The sequence below is a fragment of the Azospira sp. MPR-E4 genome (genome assembly GCF_058809645.1).
This window is the reverse complement of sequence record NZ_JBXAST010000021.1, coordinates 18,351-34,139: the sequence shown is the minus strand read 5'-3', so window position 1 is coordinate 34,139 and position 15,789 is coordinate 18,351. Positions and strand designations below refer to the sequence as shown.

General features: G+C 66.6%; 14 protein-coding genes. 4 read left to right on the top strand and 10 right to left on the bottom strand.

Annotated elements, in window-relative coordinates; translation table 11 throughout:
- Positions 1 to 631: 631 nt before the first annotated feature.
- The 7 genes from hemE to rsmB form a co-directional block, all read right to left on the bottom strand.
- Positions 632 to 1,714 carry a uroporphyrinogen decarboxylase gene (gene hemE / locus AC1RTA_RS08495; RefSeq protein WP_014235914.1) on the bottom strand — a complete coding sequence of 361 codons (1,083 nt, stop codon included), beginning with the start codon at positions 1,712 to 1,714 and terminating at the stop codon, positions 632 to 634.
- Between the two features lie 99 nt (positions 1,715 to 1,813).
- Positions 1,814 to 3,268 (bottom strand): TrkH family potassium uptake protein, encoded by a 1,455-nt coding sequence (locus AC1RTA_RS08490; protein ID WP_492784486.1) that lies wholly within the window; start codon positions 3,266 to 3,268, stop codon positions 1,814 to 1,816.
- A 10-nt stretch (positions 3,269 to 3,278) separates the two neighbouring features.
- A complete protein-coding gene (gene trkA, locus AC1RTA_RS08485; RefSeq protein ID WP_014235916.1) occupies positions 3,279 to 4,709 on the bottom strand; it encodes a Trk system potassium transporter TrkA in 1,431 nt (476 codons plus the stop codon).
- Between the two features lie 116 nt (positions 4,710 to 4,825).
- Positions 4,826 to 6,082: a sigma-54-dependent transcriptional regulator gene (locus tag AC1RTA_RS08480; protein ID WP_130459642.1), complete on the bottom strand. Its 1,257-nt coding sequence runs from the start codon at positions 6,080 to 6,082 to the stop codon at positions 4,826 to 4,828.
- A 23-nt stretch (positions 6,083 to 6,105) separates the two neighbouring features.
- Complete coding sequence (locus AC1RTA_RS08475) at positions 6,106 to 8,226, bottom strand: sensor histidine kinase (RefSeq protein WP_130459641.1); 2,121 nt, start codon at positions 8,224 to 8,226, stop codon at positions 6,106 to 6,108.
- A complete protein-coding gene (locus AC1RTA_RS08470; RefSeq protein ID WP_492784485.1) occupies positions 8,223 to 8,831 on the bottom strand; it encodes a DUF4390 domain-containing protein in 609 nt (202 codons plus the stop codon). Before AC1RTA_RS08470 ends, AC1RTA_RS08475 begins: the two co-directional genes overlap by 4 nt.
- A complete protein-coding gene (gene rsmB, locus AC1RTA_RS08465; protein WP_492784484.1) occupies positions 8,791 to 10,128 on the bottom strand; it encodes a 16S rRNA (cytosine(967)-C(5))-methyltransferase RsmB in 1,338 nt (445 codons plus the stop codon). The genes AC1RTA_RS08470 and rsmB overlap by 41 nt, the downstream gene beginning before the upstream one ends.
- 173 nt (positions 10,129 to 10,301) lie before the next feature.
- Here rsmB and AC1RTA_RS08460 point away from each other — a divergent pair, with 173 nt between their 5' ends.
- A complete protein-coding gene (locus tag AC1RTA_RS08460) occupies positions 10,302 to 11,204 on the top strand; it encodes a cation diffusion facilitator family transporter (RefSeq protein ID WP_130459638.1) in 903 nt (300 codons plus the stop codon).
- Positions 11,204 to 12,127, top strand: a complete 924-nt coding sequence (locus AC1RTA_RS08455; protein ID WP_492784483.1) for a S1/P1 nuclease — start codon at positions 11,204 to 11,206, stop codon at positions 12,125 to 12,127. Before AC1RTA_RS08460 ends, AC1RTA_RS08455 begins: the two co-directional genes overlap by 1 nt.
- 89 nt (positions 12,128 to 12,216) lie before the next feature.
- On the opposite strand, the gene htpX is transcribed toward AC1RTA_RS08455, so the two are convergent.
- From htpX to def, 3 genes are read right to left on the bottom strand one after another with little or no spacing between them, the layout of a single operon-like run.
- On the bottom strand, positions 12,217 to 13,062 hold the full coding sequence (gene htpX / locus AC1RTA_RS08450; RefSeq protein ID WP_130459636.1) for a zinc metalloprotease HtpX: 846 nt from the start codon (positions 13,060 to 13,062) through the stop codon (positions 12,217 to 12,219).
- Between the two features lie 57 nt (positions 13,063 to 13,119).
- Positions 13,120 to 14,046, bottom strand: a complete 927-nt coding sequence (gene fmt / locus AC1RTA_RS08445) for a methionyl-tRNA formyltransferase (RefSeq protein ID WP_492784482.1) — start codon at positions 14,044 to 14,046, stop codon at positions 13,120 to 13,122.
- 55 nt (positions 14,047 to 14,101) lie between these two features.
- Positions 14,102 to 14,605 (bottom strand): peptide deformylase, encoded by a 504-nt coding sequence (gene def / locus AC1RTA_RS08440; protein WP_130459634.1) that lies wholly within the window; start codon positions 14,603 to 14,605, stop codon positions 14,102 to 14,104.
- A gap of 180 nt (positions 14,606 to 14,785) precedes the next feature.
- Between def and AC1RTA_RS08435 the strand changes: the two genes are divergently transcribed.
- Positions 14,786 to 15,292, top strand: coding sequence for a LysM peptidoglycan-binding domain-containing protein (locus tag AC1RTA_RS08435; RefSeq protein WP_492784481.1), 507 nt, complete (start codon positions 14,786 to 14,788; stop codon positions 15,290 to 15,292).
- Between the two features lie 86 nt (positions 15,293 to 15,378).
- Positions 15,379 to 15,780: a hypothetical protein gene (locus AC1RTA_RS08430; protein WP_492784480.1), complete on the top strand. Its 402-nt coding sequence runs from the start codon at positions 15,379 to 15,381 to the stop codon at positions 15,778 to 15,780.
- The last annotated feature ends 9 nt before the right edge of the window (positions 15,781 to 15,789 follow it).

The following is a 15,789-nucleotide window of genomic DNA, read 5'->3' as shown; positions in this document are numbered from 1 at the left end:
GCGGCATGAGACCGGCAAGGCCGGAAGCTTAAGGGATCGGGGGCCTTTGGGAAAGGCCGGCGGACCGGCGGGGATCTTCCGGGCCGGGCCCCGCTTCCACGGGCGGGATCTCGGCCCAATGCGCAGCCCAACTCTCAGCCCAAGTTAGGGGCACAAGTTCGCCGTCTTTCTCCTGAATAGGGGCCAAGCCCTTTGCCCGAAAGGACTTTTTCACTTACTCACAATTCCTGTGGATAACTTTGTGGATTGTGCCGGAATAATTTTGCTAAGCAGGCCCCCCGCAAGGGTTTTTGTCACTTTGCTGCAAAATAAGGCACTCCTATCACCCTTATAAATCAACGACTTGCAAATATGCCCAAAGTAATAGCCGGCCTTTTGTAACAAATCGTCACCGCGCCCTCTTTCTGTGCATAAGTCAAGGGGAAGGAGCGAAAAAACTTCAGGGGACGGCCCTGGGCGCCGGATATCCCCGGAATGGGGCAGGGGAACGGGAAAAGGGCGGGAGCAGGGAGGAAAAGCAGGCGGGAAGCCGCTGACGGCAGGGGCCCCGTGGGGAAGGCCGCCCCCCGCCATGCGGCGGGGAGGGGGATTGCAGACCGGCGCCCCGGGCGGAGCGCCGGGCAGGGCTGGATCAGCCCTGCTGCCGCAGCTTGCGGCTGTGGCCGTGCACCGCTTCCACCAGCGCCGTGACGTGGTCCGGCGGGGTGAACTGGGAAATGCCGTGGCCCAGGTTGAAAACGTGGCCGGTCTTGCTGCCGCCGGCGGCGTGGTAGGAATCCAGCACCTTCTTGGCTTCGGCCTGCACCACCTCGGGGGAGGCGAACAGCACATTGGGGTCCAGGTTGCCCTGCAGCGCCACCTTGCCGTTGGTGCGGCGGCGGGCTTCGCCGATGTCGATGGTCCAGTCCAGGCCCACGGCATCGCAGCCGATGGCGGCGATTTTCTCGATCCACAGGCCGCCGCCCTTGGTGAAGACGATGCAGGGAATCTTCTCCCCGTCCTTCTCCTTGGTCAGGCCGGCGACGATGCGGCGCATGTACTGCAGGGAGAATTCCTCGTAGGCCGCAGCGGACAGACCTCCGCCCCAGGAGTCGAAAATCATCACGGCCTGGGCGCCGGCTTCGATCTGGGCGTTGAGGTAGGAGGTCACGGCATCGGCGGTCACCGAGAGGATGCGGTGCATCAGGTCGGGACGGTTGTAGAGCATGGTCTTCACATGCCGGTAATCGTCGCTGGAGCCGCCTTCCACCATGTAGCAGGAGAGGGTGTAGGGGCTGCCGGAGAAGCCGATGAGGGGCACGGAGTTGTCCAGGGCGCGGCGGATCTCGCTCACCGCGTCGGTGACGTAGCGCAGGTGCTCGTAGGGGTCCGGGGCCTGCAGGTCGCGGATGGCCCATTCTTCGCGCAGGGGACGCTCGAACTTGGGGCCTTCGCCTTCGGCGAAGTACAGGCCCAGGCCCATGGCGTCGGGCACGGTGAGGATGTCGGAGAAGAGGATGGCCGCATCCAGGTCGTAGCGGGCCAGGGGCTGCAGGGTCACTTCGCAGGCCAGGGCCGGGTTCTTGCACAGGTCGAGGAAGCTGCCGGCGCGGGCCCGGGTCTCCCGGTATTCCGGCAGATAGCGGCCGGCCTGGCGCATCAGCCACAGGGGGGTGTAATCGGTGGGTTCCTGCAGCAGGGCGCGCAGGAAGGTGTCGTTGCGGGGTCGGGTCACAGGGGGCTCCGCCGGGTTAGCTAGAAAGACCCGGATTATCCTTCGGAACCCCCACCCCTGTCATTGGGATAGATCAAGCCGCCCCCAGATCGACAAGCCTCACTTGCGCCAGAAGGCCGGCGTCAGCACCACCAGCAGGGTGAAGATTTCCAGGCGGCCGAGGAGCATGGCGAAGGAGCAGACCCAGGTCTGGAAGTCGCTGAGGGACTGATAGTTGGTGGCCGGCCCCACCTCGTTCAGCCCCGGGCCGGTGTTATTGACCATGGCCACCACGGCGGAAAAGGCGGTGATGATCTCCAGCCCGGAAAAGGACAGGACCAGGGTCAGGGAAACCAGGCTGACCATGTACATGAAGCCGAAGGCCAGCACGGCGAACAGGATGTTCTGGGGCACCGGCTCCGTCCCCAGGCGCACCGGACAGACCGCCGCCGGATGCATGGCCCGCACCAGCTCCCGGAACACCTGCTTGTAGAGGATGATGGCCCGCATCATCTTGATGCCGCCACCGGTGGAGCCGGCGCTGGTGGCAAAGCTGCAGAGGAAGAGCATCCACAGGGGGGCGAACATGGGCCACAGGTTGTAGTCCGTGTTGGCGAAGCCGGTGGTGGTGGCGATGGAGATAGTGTTGAAGGCAGAAAAGCGCAGGGCCGTGGCGAAGTCCGGATAGACCTCGTGAAATTTGAGGAACACCGCCAGGGCGAACACGCTGCCGACGGTGACCAGCAGGAACCAGCGGGCCTCCGGATCCAGCAGGTAGGGAGAAATGCTGCGGCCGCGCAGGGCCAGGAAGTGGGTGGCGAAGTTCATGCCGGCCAGGAGCATGAAGAACTCGGTGACCAGTTCGATGGCGGGGGAATCCCAGTAGCCGAAGCTGGCGTCGTGGCTGGAAAAACCACCCAGGCCCATGGTGGAAAAGGCGTGCATGACCGCATCGGCCCAGTCCATGCCGGCCCAGCGGAAGCCCAGGATGCAGGCCGCGGTGATCAGCACATAGACGCCCCACAGACCCTTGGCGGTTTCGGCGATGCGCGGCGTCAGCTTCGATTCCTTCATGGGCCCCGGGGTCTCGGCCTTGAACATCTGGCGGCCGCCGATGCCCAGCAGGGGCAGGATGGCCACGGCCAGCACGATCAGGCCCATGCCCCCCAGCCACACCAGTTCGCAGCGCCACAGGTTGATGGAAAGGGGCAGATCGTCCAGCCCCACCATGACCGTGGCGCCGGTGGTGGTGAGGCCCGAGACGGTCTCGAAATAGGCGTCGGTGAAGGAGAGGTCCGCGTGGTACATGAGGGGCAGGGCGGCATAGAGGGGCAGCACGGTCCACACCAGCACCACCATGAGGAAGCCGTCCCGCACCGAGAGATCACCCTTGGTGCGGCGGGTGGCGCCGGCCAGCAGCAGGCCGGAGGCCACCGTCACCAGGATGGCTTCGTCGTAGGCGGCCTGGGCGCCGTCGTCCATGATCCAGGAGACGGCCAGGGGTACCAGCATGGTCAGCCCGAAGACCAGGATGATCATGCCCAGGACGCGGATCACCGGGTAGTAGCGTTGCATGGTGCCCCCGTCAGAGAAAGCCGAAGCCGACCTGGAACAGTTTTTCCACCTTGTGCACCAGCTTCTTGTTCACGCAGAAGACGATGACGTGGTCGCCGGACTGGATCACCGTGTCGCGGTGGGCGATGACCACGTGGCCGTAGGCCTGGATGCCCACCGGGCCCTGGTAGCCGATGATTTCCGGCGTCTCCAGGTCGCGCACGATGGCGGCGATGGTGACGCCCTTGGGCAGGGGGATCTCGCCCAGGCTGCGGCCCACCACCCGGGAGGAATTGCGGTCGCCGTGGGCCACCAGCTCCAGGGCCTCGGCGGCGCCCCGGCGCAGGGAATGGACCTGGGAGACGTCGGCCCGGCGCACGTGGGCCAGCAGGGTGCCGATGGAGACCTGGGCCGGGGAAATGCCGATGTCGATGGGGCCGCCCTGCACCATGTCGGCGTAGGCGCGCCGGTTGATCAGGGCCAGCACCCGCTGGCAGCCCAGGCGCTTGGCCAGGGAGGCGGCCATGATGTTGTCTTCGTCGTCGTTGGTGAGGGCGAGGAAGAGGTCCATCTCAGCGATGTTCTCCTGCTCCAGCAGGTCCTCGTCCGTGGCGTCGCCGCACAGCACCAGGGTGTCGCCCAGGCGTGGCGCGATCCATTCGGCCCGGCTGCGGTTGTGCTCCACCAGCTTCACTTCCAGGCGCTGCTGCAGGGCGGTGGCCACCCGGTAGCCGATGTTGCCGCCGCCGGCGATCATCACCCGCTTCACCGGCCGCATCATGCGCCGCAGCTCCCGCAGCACCGGGCGGATGTGCTCGCTGGCGGCAATGATGAAGACTTCGTCGCCGGCATGGATCACCGTCTCGCCCTCGGGAATGATGGGCTGGTCCTGGCGGAAGAGGGCGGCGATGCGGGCATCCACCTGGGACGGCAGGTGCTCCCGCAGCTTGCGCACCGGCTTGCCCACCAGGGCGCCGCCCTCGTAGGCCCGCACCGCCACCATGACCAGGCGGCCCTCGGCGAACTCCAGCACCTGCAGGGCCTCGGGGAAATCCACCAGACGCACGATGTAGTCGGTGATGTTCTCCTCGGGGCAGATGGCGAAATCCACGGCGAAGTTCTCGTCGGAGAGAAGCTGCTCGTCCTCGAGGAAATCGGCGGCCCGCAGGCGGGCAATGCGGGTCGGCACGTTGAAGCGGCTCTTGGCGATCTTGCAGGCCACCAGGTTGGTCTGGTCGCTCTGGGTCACGGCGATGAGCAGGTCCGCATCGTCCAGGCCGGCGTCGCCGAGGATGGACGGCAGGGCCGCATTGCCGCACACGGTGCGCAGGTCGAGCCGGTCCTGCAGGGCGGCCAGGCGCTCCCGGTCGTTGTCCACGATGGTGATGTCGTTGGCCTCGTGCACCAGGGCCTCGGCCACGCTGGCGCCGACCTGGCCGGCACCGAGAATGACGATCTTCATGCTTCCCCCAATGTCCTGGGCCGGCCATGGGGCGGCCGGCGGGAACCTGTTCTATTGCGTCGAGTGTAGCGCCGGCGGGGAAGGGCGGGGCGTGGACTGCTTCACGCCCAGGCGGATCAGCCCTCGCCGCCGCGCTTGCCGGTGCTGACGCCCAGTTGCTTGAGCTTGCGGTAGAGGTGGGTGCGCTCCACCCCGGAACGTTCCGAGACCCGGGTCATGTTGCCCCCTTCCTGGCGCAGGACGTGTTCGAAATAGAGCTTCTCGAAGGCGTCCCGGGCTTCCCGCAGGGGCTGGGAGAAAAGGGGCTCCAGGGGCGTGCTGGCGGCCTCGCCGTCGGTGGTGTGGAGCAGGCCGGCCACGTCCTCGGCGCTGATTTCCTCCTCCAGGGCGGTGAGGGCCAGGTTCTTCACCGCGCCCTGCAATTCGCCCCAGCCATCGGCGCTCCAGCGGTGCATGCGCAAGGCGTTGAGGGCGGCGCTGGAGAAATGGCGGGCCGGCGCTTCGCCCCGCTCCATCAGGTGGGAAAGCAGCAGGCCGGCGATTTCCGGCACCTCGTCGGCATGGGCGGAAAGCTGGGGCAGGGCCACCCAGACCTCGCCGAGACGGGCTACCAGAGCCGCATCCCAGCCGGCTTCGAGCAAGGACTGGAGCGGCTTGTGGCAGGCCACCACCAGTTGCAGCTTGTACTTCTCCAGGCGCTCCAGGGCGAAGGCCAGGTTCATCTGCTGCAGCTTGCCCAGGACCGCCAGGTCCGGCACGAAGAGGATGCCGCCGGAGGCTTGTTGCAGACGTTCCTGGGTCAGGGGCCCGGATTCGGCGGCCAGGTCGAGCCAGGGCGCATGGGGCGCCTGCAGGGTGCGGGCGCAGATGTCGGCGATGGCGCCGGCGCCGCCCTTGAGCAGCAGCACCGGGGCGCTCTTGGCCGCCTGCTCCAGGCGCTTCTTCAGGTCCTTGAGCAGGGGAAGCTTGGCCAGGGCATCCAGGGTCAGGGGCGGCTTGACGGTCTGGGCGTCGTGCTTCAAGGCCTTCTTCACCGTGGCCAGGAGCTTCTGCAGGGCAATGGGCTTTTCCAGGAATTCCACGGCGCCGTGGCGGGTGGCCTCCACCGCGGTGTCGATGGTGCCGTGGCCGGACATCATCACCACCGGCATGGTCAGCAGGCCCGAGGCGCCCCATTCCTTGAGCAGGGAAATACCGTCGGTGTCGGGCATCCAGATATCCAGCAGCACCAGGTCCGGGCGCTTCTCGGCCCGCAGGCGGCGGGCGGCCGTGGCGTTTTCCGCCAGCCAGATGTGATGTCCCTCGTCCTCCAGGATTTCCGACAGCAGTTCCCGGATGCCGATTTCGTCGTCCACAACCAGTATTTGAGCCATGTTGCTTGAGATCCTCGGTTTTCTTATGGGTTGGCCAGGGGCAGGCGGATGCTGATCTGGGCGCCGCCTCCGGTGCCGTTTTCATGCTTGTTGGTGATGTCGATGCGGCCTCCGTGCTCGTCCACGATCTTGCGCACGATGGCCAGGCCCAGGCCGGTGCCCTTGGGCTTGGTGGTGACGTAGGGTTCGAAGGCCCGGGCCAGGATTTCCGCCGGGAAGCCGGGGCCGTTGTCCTCCACCACCAGGCGGGCAAAGCGCCCGGCCGGCTCGGTGGCGAGGCGGATGGCCGGCGCCGGCTGCTCCGCCAGGGCGTCCTCGGCGTTGCGCAGCAGGTTGTGGATGATCTGCCGCAGCTGGGTGGCGTCCCCCAGCACCGGCGGCAGGTCGCCGGCCAGATGCACGTCGATGCTGGCGTGGGAGGTCTCGTAGAGCCCCAGCACCTCGCCCACCAGGGCGTTGAGGTCGAGCACCGCCAGCACCGGCGAGGGCATGCGGGCGTAGTCGCGGAAGTCGTCCACCATGCGCTTCATGGCCTGGACCTGGTTGATGATGGTCTGGGTGCCCTTGTTCAGGGTCTCGGCCGCGGCCGCATCCAGCTTGTCTTCCAGCTTCATCTGCAGGCGCTCGGCGGAAAGCTGGATGGGGGTGAGGGGATTCTTGATCTCGTGGGCCAGACGCCGGGCCACTTCGCCCCAGGCAGCGCTGCGCTGGGCGGCGATGAGCTGGGTCACCTCGTCGAACACCACCACGTAGCCGCCGCCGCTGCCGGCCGGCAGCTTGGAGCCCCGCAGCAGCAGGACCTGGGGCGCCAGGCCGGGGCGGTCCAGCTCGACCTGGGTCTGCCAGTCCTCTTCCGCATGGGCGGCAAAGCCGTCGCGGATGGCCCGGCCCAGCAGGTTCTGCCGGGGCCAGGCTTCCACCGGCTCGCCGGAAAGGCCGACGAAGTCGTCGCCGAGGATGGTGCAGGCTCCCGCATTGATGGCCCGCAGGACGAAGCGGGCGTCGAAGGCGAGGACGCCGGCGGAGAGGTTGGCCAGGATTTCCTCCAGATAGGCCCGGGCCGACTCCAGTTCGCTGCGGTGCCGCTCCGTCTCCTTGCGGGCATCGTCCAGCTGGCGGGTCATCTGGTTGAAGGACTGGGTCAGCACCCCCAGTTCGTCGCGGCTGTAGATGGCCTGGCGCGGCGTGAAGTCACCGGCGGCCACGGCCTGGGTGCCCTCGGCCAGGATCGAAAGGGGCGCCGAAAGGCGCCGGGCCAGCACATAGGCCACGGCGATGGCGGTAAACAGGGACAGCAGCAGGGCCAGGGTCAGGGTCAGGGCATAGATGTGGGTGAGGCCGCTGCGGGCCAGGGACAGCTCCTGGTAGTCCCGGTACACGTCCTGCACCGCATCGGCATTCTCGGCGATGGCCGGCGGCACCCCCTGGGTCAGCTGCAGGATGCGCGGCTCCTCGGTCAGGCCGTAGCCGGGAATGCCCACCAGCACCCTGAGGGTCATGTCCTTGCCTTCACCCTCGATGGAACCGATGCCCCGGGAAAGACGGGCCTGCTTCAGCTGGGCGGAGGAGGGCAGGGAGGGCAGCAGGGAAGAATAGTCGCCATTGGCGCTGGCGATGACTTGGCCGTTGGCGGCGAAGAGGGCCGCGCTTTCCACCCCGGCCTGGTCGCGCAGGCGGTTGAGCAGCAGGCGGCGGGTGCCGTCGGGCCGGTCGGCCAGCTCCTGGGCCATCTGCCGGCCCTTTTCGGTGAGGTCGGAAAGCATGGCGTCGAGGGCGCTGCGCCCCAGGTTGAGGCCCGACTCCAGGGCGGTTTCCACCCGCACGTCGAACCAGCTCTCGATGCTCTTGGTGACGAACTGCACCGACACGGCATAGATGGTGACACCGGGCACCACCCCCATGAGGGCGAAGAAGACCAGCAGGCGCAGCTTCAGGCGGGAGCCGAAGACCTTGGCCCGGTGCTCCTTCCACAGGGCCCGCAGCTGCCAGGCCACCAGGCCGGCCAGGGCCAGGGCCACCAGACCGTTGAGGGCCAGCAGCCAGGGATAGTTGCGGGCGAAAAGGGCCGTATTGGCCGAGGCCGAGGCCAGCAGGAAGAGCAGGATGCCGCCCAGGGCGGCGACGATGACCAGGAGGACTCTCACTTGGCGCCCTCCCGCGGCGGCTCTTCCCGGGGCACGGAGAAGGGCCAGTTGAGCCAGTCGGAAGCCAGGTTCCATTCCCGGTTGGCCAGGGCGGTCAGCTGGAAGGGCTTGGGCAGCTGGGAGGGATCGAGGCGCAGGCGCAGGGAAGCCTGGTAGGTTTCCCCGGGCCGGAGGGCCAAGGACTTGTCCAGCACCGTCCAGTGGCGCAGGCGGGAGAGGATGCGCAGGGCCTCCTCCAGGGAGGAGAAGTTCTGGTGCAGGGCACCGGAGGAAAGGCGGTACTGGCGGGTGAGGGCGTTGTAGGAGAGACGCAGGGTCTGGCTGCGGCTGGCCACCTTGTCGTCCAGCCAGTACCAGCGGACGCGGGTCAGCTCGAATTCCACCAGGAAGTTGAGCACCACCCCCCGGGTCACCGCCTCTTCCAGGCGGGAATTGAATTCGAAGGCGAAGTCGGCGGAAAGGGTGTAGCCGTCGTCCCCCGGGGTGAGCTGGGGATTGCGTACCTCCACCTCGCTCGCCGCCCCCAGGGCAGCCCAGAGACAGAGCCAGCAGATGGCGAGGAGCTTAAGCGGTCTTTTCCAGCAGCGCATAATAGAAGCCGTCATGTTCACTTCCTGGCAACAACTGCAACTCGTCGGCACCGTCGATGCCGATGCGGCGGGCATCCCCGTGGCGCGCCAGGAAGGCGCTCACCTGCTGGCTGTTCTCCTCGGGGAAAACGGAGCAGGTGGCATAGAGCAGGCGCCCGCCCACCGCCAGGGTCGGCCACAGCACCTCCAGGATCTGCCGCTGCACCCGGGCGAACTGGGCGATGTCGGTCTCCCGCCGCAGCCATTTGCTGTCCGGATGGCGGCGCACCACACCGCTGGCGGAACAGGGCACATCGGCCAGAATGCGGTCGAAGGGGCGGCCGTCCCACCAGTCGTCGGGGCAACGGGCATCGGCAGCACGCACGGCGGCCCGAAGGCCCAGGCGGCTCAGGTTTTCCTCCACCCGGCGGCAGCGCAGCCCGTCCACGTCCAGGGCCAGCAGGTCCACCCCGGCCCGCTCAAGAATATGGGCCGTCTTGCCGCCGGGGGCGGCGCAGGCATCCAGCACCCGCTGGCCGGCCCGGGCGTCCAGCAGCTCGGCGGCGCGCTGGGCGCCCCAGTCCTGAACCGAGACAAAACCTTCGAAAAAGCCGGGCAGGGCATCCACCGGCACCGGCTTCTGCAGCAGCAGGGCCGCGCTGCCCAGGGGCGCAGCGGCAATCCCGGCGGCTTCCAGGCGAGCCTGGTATTCCTCCCGGGAGCCCCGGGCCAGATTGACCCGCAGGGTCATGGGCGGCTGGCCGTTGCCGGCCGTGGCAATGGCTTCCCAATCCCGGGGATAGGCCCGGCGCAGGCGGGACAGCCACCAGTCGGGATGCCACCAGGCCCCCGACGGCTTGCCGGCGGCCCGGGCCAGCAGCTCGGGCCGCTGCCGCAGATAGCTGCGCAGCACGCCGTTGATCACCCCGCGGAAATTGCCCTTGGCCAGGGTGGCGGCAGCGGCCACGGCCTGGTCCACCACCGTGTGGCTCTGCTCCGGCCGGCTCTCCAGGCGGTACAGGGCGCACAGCAGCAGGCTCTGCAGCTGGGGTTCGGGCAGGGGCTTCTGCAGCAGGGCCGCCAGCACAGCCTCGCCCCAACCATAACGGCGCAGGGCGCCGTAGGCCAGATCCTGGGCCTGGGCCCGGGTCGGCCCCAGTTCACCCTTGGCCTGCTGCGCCAGCACTTCGGTCAGGCTGCGTCCGGCCTGGACGGCGGCAACGGCTGCACTGGCCAGCAGCAGGGCGCGGGCCAGGGAATCGGGTGCCGGCTCCGGAGCGGAGCGGACAGGAGAAGGGCGGCGGGCGGCGGGCGGGGAGTTGCGGGAAGACAAGGATTGCAGGCTCAAAAAAATCGGTAAAAAAGGCTGCCGGAAGTACATCGGCGTAGTCGAAGCAGTTTAGCATGGCCTTTCTGTCGCTCCGGCAGCACCGGAGCGGTTTTCGCCACTTTTCCCGCCGTCGCGGGTCCCTCGGGCCCGGGGCACTTTTGGGCGATAATCCGGCCATGCACACCAACACCTCCCTGACCCGCTACGCCTGGCTGTCCATTGCCGCCGCTATCGCCACCATCCTGCTCAAGGGGGCGGCCTGGTGGTGGACCGGCTCCGTCGGCCTGCTTTCCGATGCGCTGGAATCCTTCGTCAATCTGGCCGGCGCCCTCATGGCCCTGTGGATGCTGACCCTGGCGGCCCAGCCGCCCGACGAAAAGCACGCCTACGGCCACAGCAAGGCCGAGTATTTCGCCAGCGGCTTCGAGGGCCTGCTCATCCTGGTGGCGGCCCTGGCCATCGCCCACACCGCCATCAACCGCCTGCTGAACCCCCAGGCTCTGGAGCAGGTTGGCGTGGGCCTGGCTATTTCGGTAGTGGCTTCCCTGGTCAATCTGGGCGTCGCCCGGGTCCTCCTGGCCGCAGGCAAGCAGTACGGCTCGGTCGCCCTCAAGGCGGACAGCGCCCACCTCATGACCGACGTGTGGACCTCCGTCGGCGTCATTGCCGGCGTGGCCGCCGTGGCCCTGACCGGCTGGCTGTGGCTGGACCCGATCCTGGCCCTGATCGTTGCCACCCACATTCTCTACACTGCCTGGCACCTGATCCGGGATGCGGCTGCCGGCCTCATGGACGCCGCCCTGCCGGAAGAATTCCTCGGCAACCTGGAAAGCACCTTGTTGCCCCACCGGCAGCAGGGCATCGGCTTCCACGCCATCCGTACCCGCCAGGCCGGCACCCGGGCCTTCATTTCCCTGCATGTGCTGGTGCCGGGGGAATGGACGGTGCAACGGGCCCACGAACTGGCCGAGCAGGTGGAGGAGGACATTCGCCGGGCCATTCCCGGCGCCCACGTCACTACTCATCTGGAGCCCCTGGAAGACCCCCTGTCCCACCAGGACATCGACCTGGACCGCTGATGCGAGCCAAGGCGCTGCTCCTGATCCTGGGCATCGGCCTCGGCGCGCCTCCTGCCCTGGCCTGGAACGGGGCGGGGCACCGCATCAGCGCCAGCATTGCCTGGAACAGGCTGTCCGCCCCGGCGCGCCAACAGGTGAGCCGCCTGCTGCAGGCACACCCGGACCTCGCCCGCTGGCAACGGCAACAGAAGCACTACGGCAGCCTGGAGCAAAGCCGGGTGCTGTTCATCGAAGCCTCCACCTGGGCCGACGACATCCGTCACGACAGCCACTACCACGACAACGACGCAGAGACGCTTTCCGACACGCCGGACATGATGGCCCGGCATCGGGACTGGCACTACGAGAATCTGCCCCTGACGCCTGGGCAGGGCGGGCCGGAGGAGCGGGCGCCGCAGCGGGGACAGCTCACCACCCGCATCAAGCAGTTGTCAGCCCAACTGGCCGACCGGCGCCTGGGCGACCCGGAGCGGGCCTACGCCCTGGTCTGGCTGATCCATCTGGTGGGCGACATCCACCAGCCCCTGCACGTGGTCAGCCGCTACGACGAGGAAGGCAATCCGGATGCCGGGGGCAACGACCAGACGGTGATCGACCCGGCCAACAACCGCAGACCCGAAACCAGCCTGCACACCTATTGGGATGATCTGCCGGGACCCTCCCGGCTGCGGGGAAACCAGCTGCTGGATGCCGCCCAGTTAATGGACTCCGACATTCAGCACACACCACAGAAGACGGTTGCCGCCTGGCGGCAGGAGTCATTGCAACTGGCACGCACCCGGGTTTATCCCGGCATCGACAGCAATCTGGTGCCGGTACTGGATGAACGTTACAGCAGGCAAGCCAAGGCAGTCGCAGATAGACGGCTGGTTGAAGCAGGGCGTCGGCTGGCCGGACTGCTCAACAGAATATGGGGTAAGTGACGTTTCACGTGGAACAAAGCCGGCGAACGCCGCCGGGTGTTTCACGTGAAACAGGGCGGTGAAGACCGCCCTGTTTCTTTTGGGAATTGTCAGCGGGCCAGCTGACGCAGCCGCGCAATGCGTTCTTCGGTCGCCGGATGGGTGGAAAACAGTCCGGCCAGACCACCTCCCGACAGGGGATTCATGATCATCATCTGGGCCGTTTCCGGATGGGCCTCCGCCGCCGGCATGGGAATGCCCCGGGCGTAGGCATCGATCTTGGCCAGGGCATCGGCCAGGGCCAGGGGGTCGCCGCTGATCTGGGCACCGCCCCGGTCAGCCTCGAATTCCCGGGCCCGGGAAATGGCCATCTGGATCAGGCTGGCCGCCAGGGGCGCCAGCAGGGCCACCAGGATGCCGGCCAGGGGATTTGCCGGTCGACCTTCTTCGTCCCGGCCACCGAAGAACATGGCGATATTGGCAAGGGCCGAAATGGCGCCGGCCATGGTGGCGGAAATGGTGGAAATGAGGATGTCCCGATGCTGCACGTGGGCCAGTTCGTGGGCCATGACGCCCCGCAACTCCCGCTGGGAGAGCATCTGCAGGATGCCGGTGGTCGCCGCCACCGCGGCGTTCTCGGGATTGCGGCCGGTGGCGAAGGCATTGGGCTGAGCCTCGTCGATGATGTACACCCGGGGCATGGGCAACCCGGCACGACCAGCCAGCTCCTTCACCATATTGTAGAGATAGGGGGAGGAAGCCTCGTCCACCTGCTGCGCGTTGTACATGCGCAGCACCATCTTGTCCGAATTCCAGTAGGCGAACACATTCATGGCACCGCCCAGAAGCAGGGCGATCACCATGCCCTGGGCACCGCCCACGGCGCCACCGATGACACCGAAAAGGGCGACGATGGCCGCCATCAGCAGGGTGGTCTTGAACCAGTTCGCACTCATCTCAAACCTCCGGACAATCTTGTATGGGTGGTTAACTCGGGGCGTCTGTCGCCAAATTCAAGCCGCCGGCAGTTCGAACCGCGCCCCTGTGGACACGCCGTGGCCGGCGAGGAACTGGGCTACGGGCAGGCGTTTGCCGCCGGCCTTCTGCAATTCGGTCAGCAGCAGGGAGCCACTACCGCAAGCCACCAGGATGCCGTGCTTGTCCGCCGCTAGCACGGTACCGGGGACACCGCTTTCGCAGCGGGGCAGGGCGGCCCAGACTTTCAGGGGCGCACCGTCCAGCACCGCGGTGGTTCCGGGGAACGGAGTGAAGGCCCGGATCTGCCGATCCAGCTCGGCTGCCGGACGGCGCCAGTCCAGGGGCGCCTCGGACTTGTCCAGCTTGGCGGCGTAGGTGACACCGGCTTCGGGCTGGGCGACCGCCGGCAGCGGCAGGCGCTGCAAGGCACTGACAATGAGCTGGGCCCCCTGCACCGCCAGCTTGTCGTGCAGAGTCTGGGACGTGTCCTGGGCCGTGATGGGCGTACTGGCGGAAAGAAGCACGGGGCCGGTATCCAGGCCCGCTTCCATCTGCATGATGCAGACGCCGCTTTCCGCATCGCCGGCCAGAATGGCCCGGTGGATGGGAGCCGCGCCGCGCCAGCGGGGCAGGAGGGAGGCATGGATGTTGAGGCAGCCATGGCGCGGAATGTCCAGCACGGCCTGGGGCAGGATCAGGCCATAGGCGGCCACCACCATCACGTCCGGTGCCAGCAGGCGCAGCTTCTCCTGGGCCGCCTCATCCTTCAGGGTCAAGGGCTGGAATACTTCGCTGCCCCGGGACAGGGTCAGTTGCTTCACCGGCGAGGCCTGCAGGGTCATGCCCCGACCCGCCGGCCGGTCGGGCTGGGTCAGGACCAGAGGAATGTCGTGGCCTGCCTCGTAAAGGGCGGCCAGGGCCCGGGCGGCAAATTCGGGAGTGCCGGCAAAGACGATTTTCATGGGGGGAGAACCAGAAGGAAGGAGGGCAGGGGAGCAGAGCTGCTCCCCCGGAAAATCAGGCGGTGATGCGGGCCTGCTTGGCCAGCTTGGCCTTGATACGGCCCTGTTTGAGCTGGGACAGGTGATCGACGAAAACCTTGCCCTGCAGATGATCCATCTCATGCTGGATGCAGACGGCCAGCAGGCCGTCCGTTTCCAGGGAACAGGTCTTGCCGTCCAGGTCCAGGTAACGCACGGCGATATGCTCGGCCCGCTCGACCTTGTCGTAAATGCCCGGCACCGAGAGACAGCCTTCTTCACCCACCTGCAGTCCGTCGCGGTGGGTGATTTCCGGATTGATCAGCACCAGGAGTTCGTCCTTGGTTTCCGACACGTCGATGACAATCACCTGCTTATGTACATCGACCTGGGTGGCGGCCAGACCGATACCCGGCGCCTCGTACATGGTTTCCGCCATGTCCCGGGCCAGGGCACGAATGCCGTCGTCAATTTTTTCTACCGGAACCGCCACTTTTTTCAAGCGGGGATCCGGGAAGCGCAAAATAGGGAGTAAAGCCATAAAAAGCTTGCCCGAATAATCTATTACATGCAGAATTTAAACCAAATCCCTAGATTCGGGACATGGGTGTGGACAACAAAAGGGCCGCCCTTGTTCCGGCAGCGCGAGGACGCCACGATGATTCGACACCTGTTCGGCCGCCCTGGCCTGAACCCCGCCCGCATTATAGCCACCCTTCTGTTGGCTGTCGCCGCCTCCAGCGCCAGTGCCCAGGAATCTCCCCGCCTCGCCGACAACGCGCCGGACCGCCACATCGTGGTGCCGGGCGACACCCTGTGGGGCATCGCCGGCAAGTTCATCCAGGAACCCTGGCGCTGGCCCGAAATCTGGCGCCTGAACAAGGACCAGATCAAAAATCCCCACCGCATCTACCCGGGCGACGTCATCGTCATGGTCACCGGTGAGGACGGCAAGCCCCAGCTCAAGTTGGCCAAGCCCGTCAAACTGCAACCGCGCCAGTACAGCGAAGCCATCCAGGAAGAAATTCCCACCATTCCGCAGCACGTCATCGAACCCTTCCTGTCCCAACCTCTGGTAGTCGAGGTGGACGGGCTGGACAAGGAAGCCCGCATCGTCGCCACCCAGGAAGAGCGGGTTTACCTGGGCAATGGGGACAAGGGGCCTTCGTCATCAATGCGCGGGAACCAAGTGAACTATGGCAGATTTATCGGCCCGGGATTCCCCTGAAGGATCCGGAAAACCAGGAAATTCTCGGCTACGAAGCCTTCTACCTCGGTACGGCCCGTCTGCTCCAGCCCGGCGAACCCGCCGTCATGGAAATGGTCAATGTGACCCAGGAAGTGGGCAAATTCGACCGGCTGATTCCTGCCGGCCGCCCCCCGCTGATTACCTACGCACCACACAAGCCCAACACCCCGGTGGAAGCCCGCCTGATATCCGTCTATGGCGGCGTGGGTACGGGTGGGCGCTATTCGGTCATTACCCTCTCCAAGGGCGCCAAGCAAGGAATGGAAGTCGGTCACGTGCTGGCGCTGTACCGCAGCGAACAGAACTACCAACACCGCAACGAGCAGGGGGAACAGGAAGCTGTACGGGTTCCGGCCCAACGTTACGGTCTGGTCTTCGTTTTCCGGGTATTCGAGAAAATCTCCTATGCCCTGGTAATGGATGCCAAGGTGCCCATTTCCCTGGCTGACACCGCTCGCAACCCCTGAGCCACAACC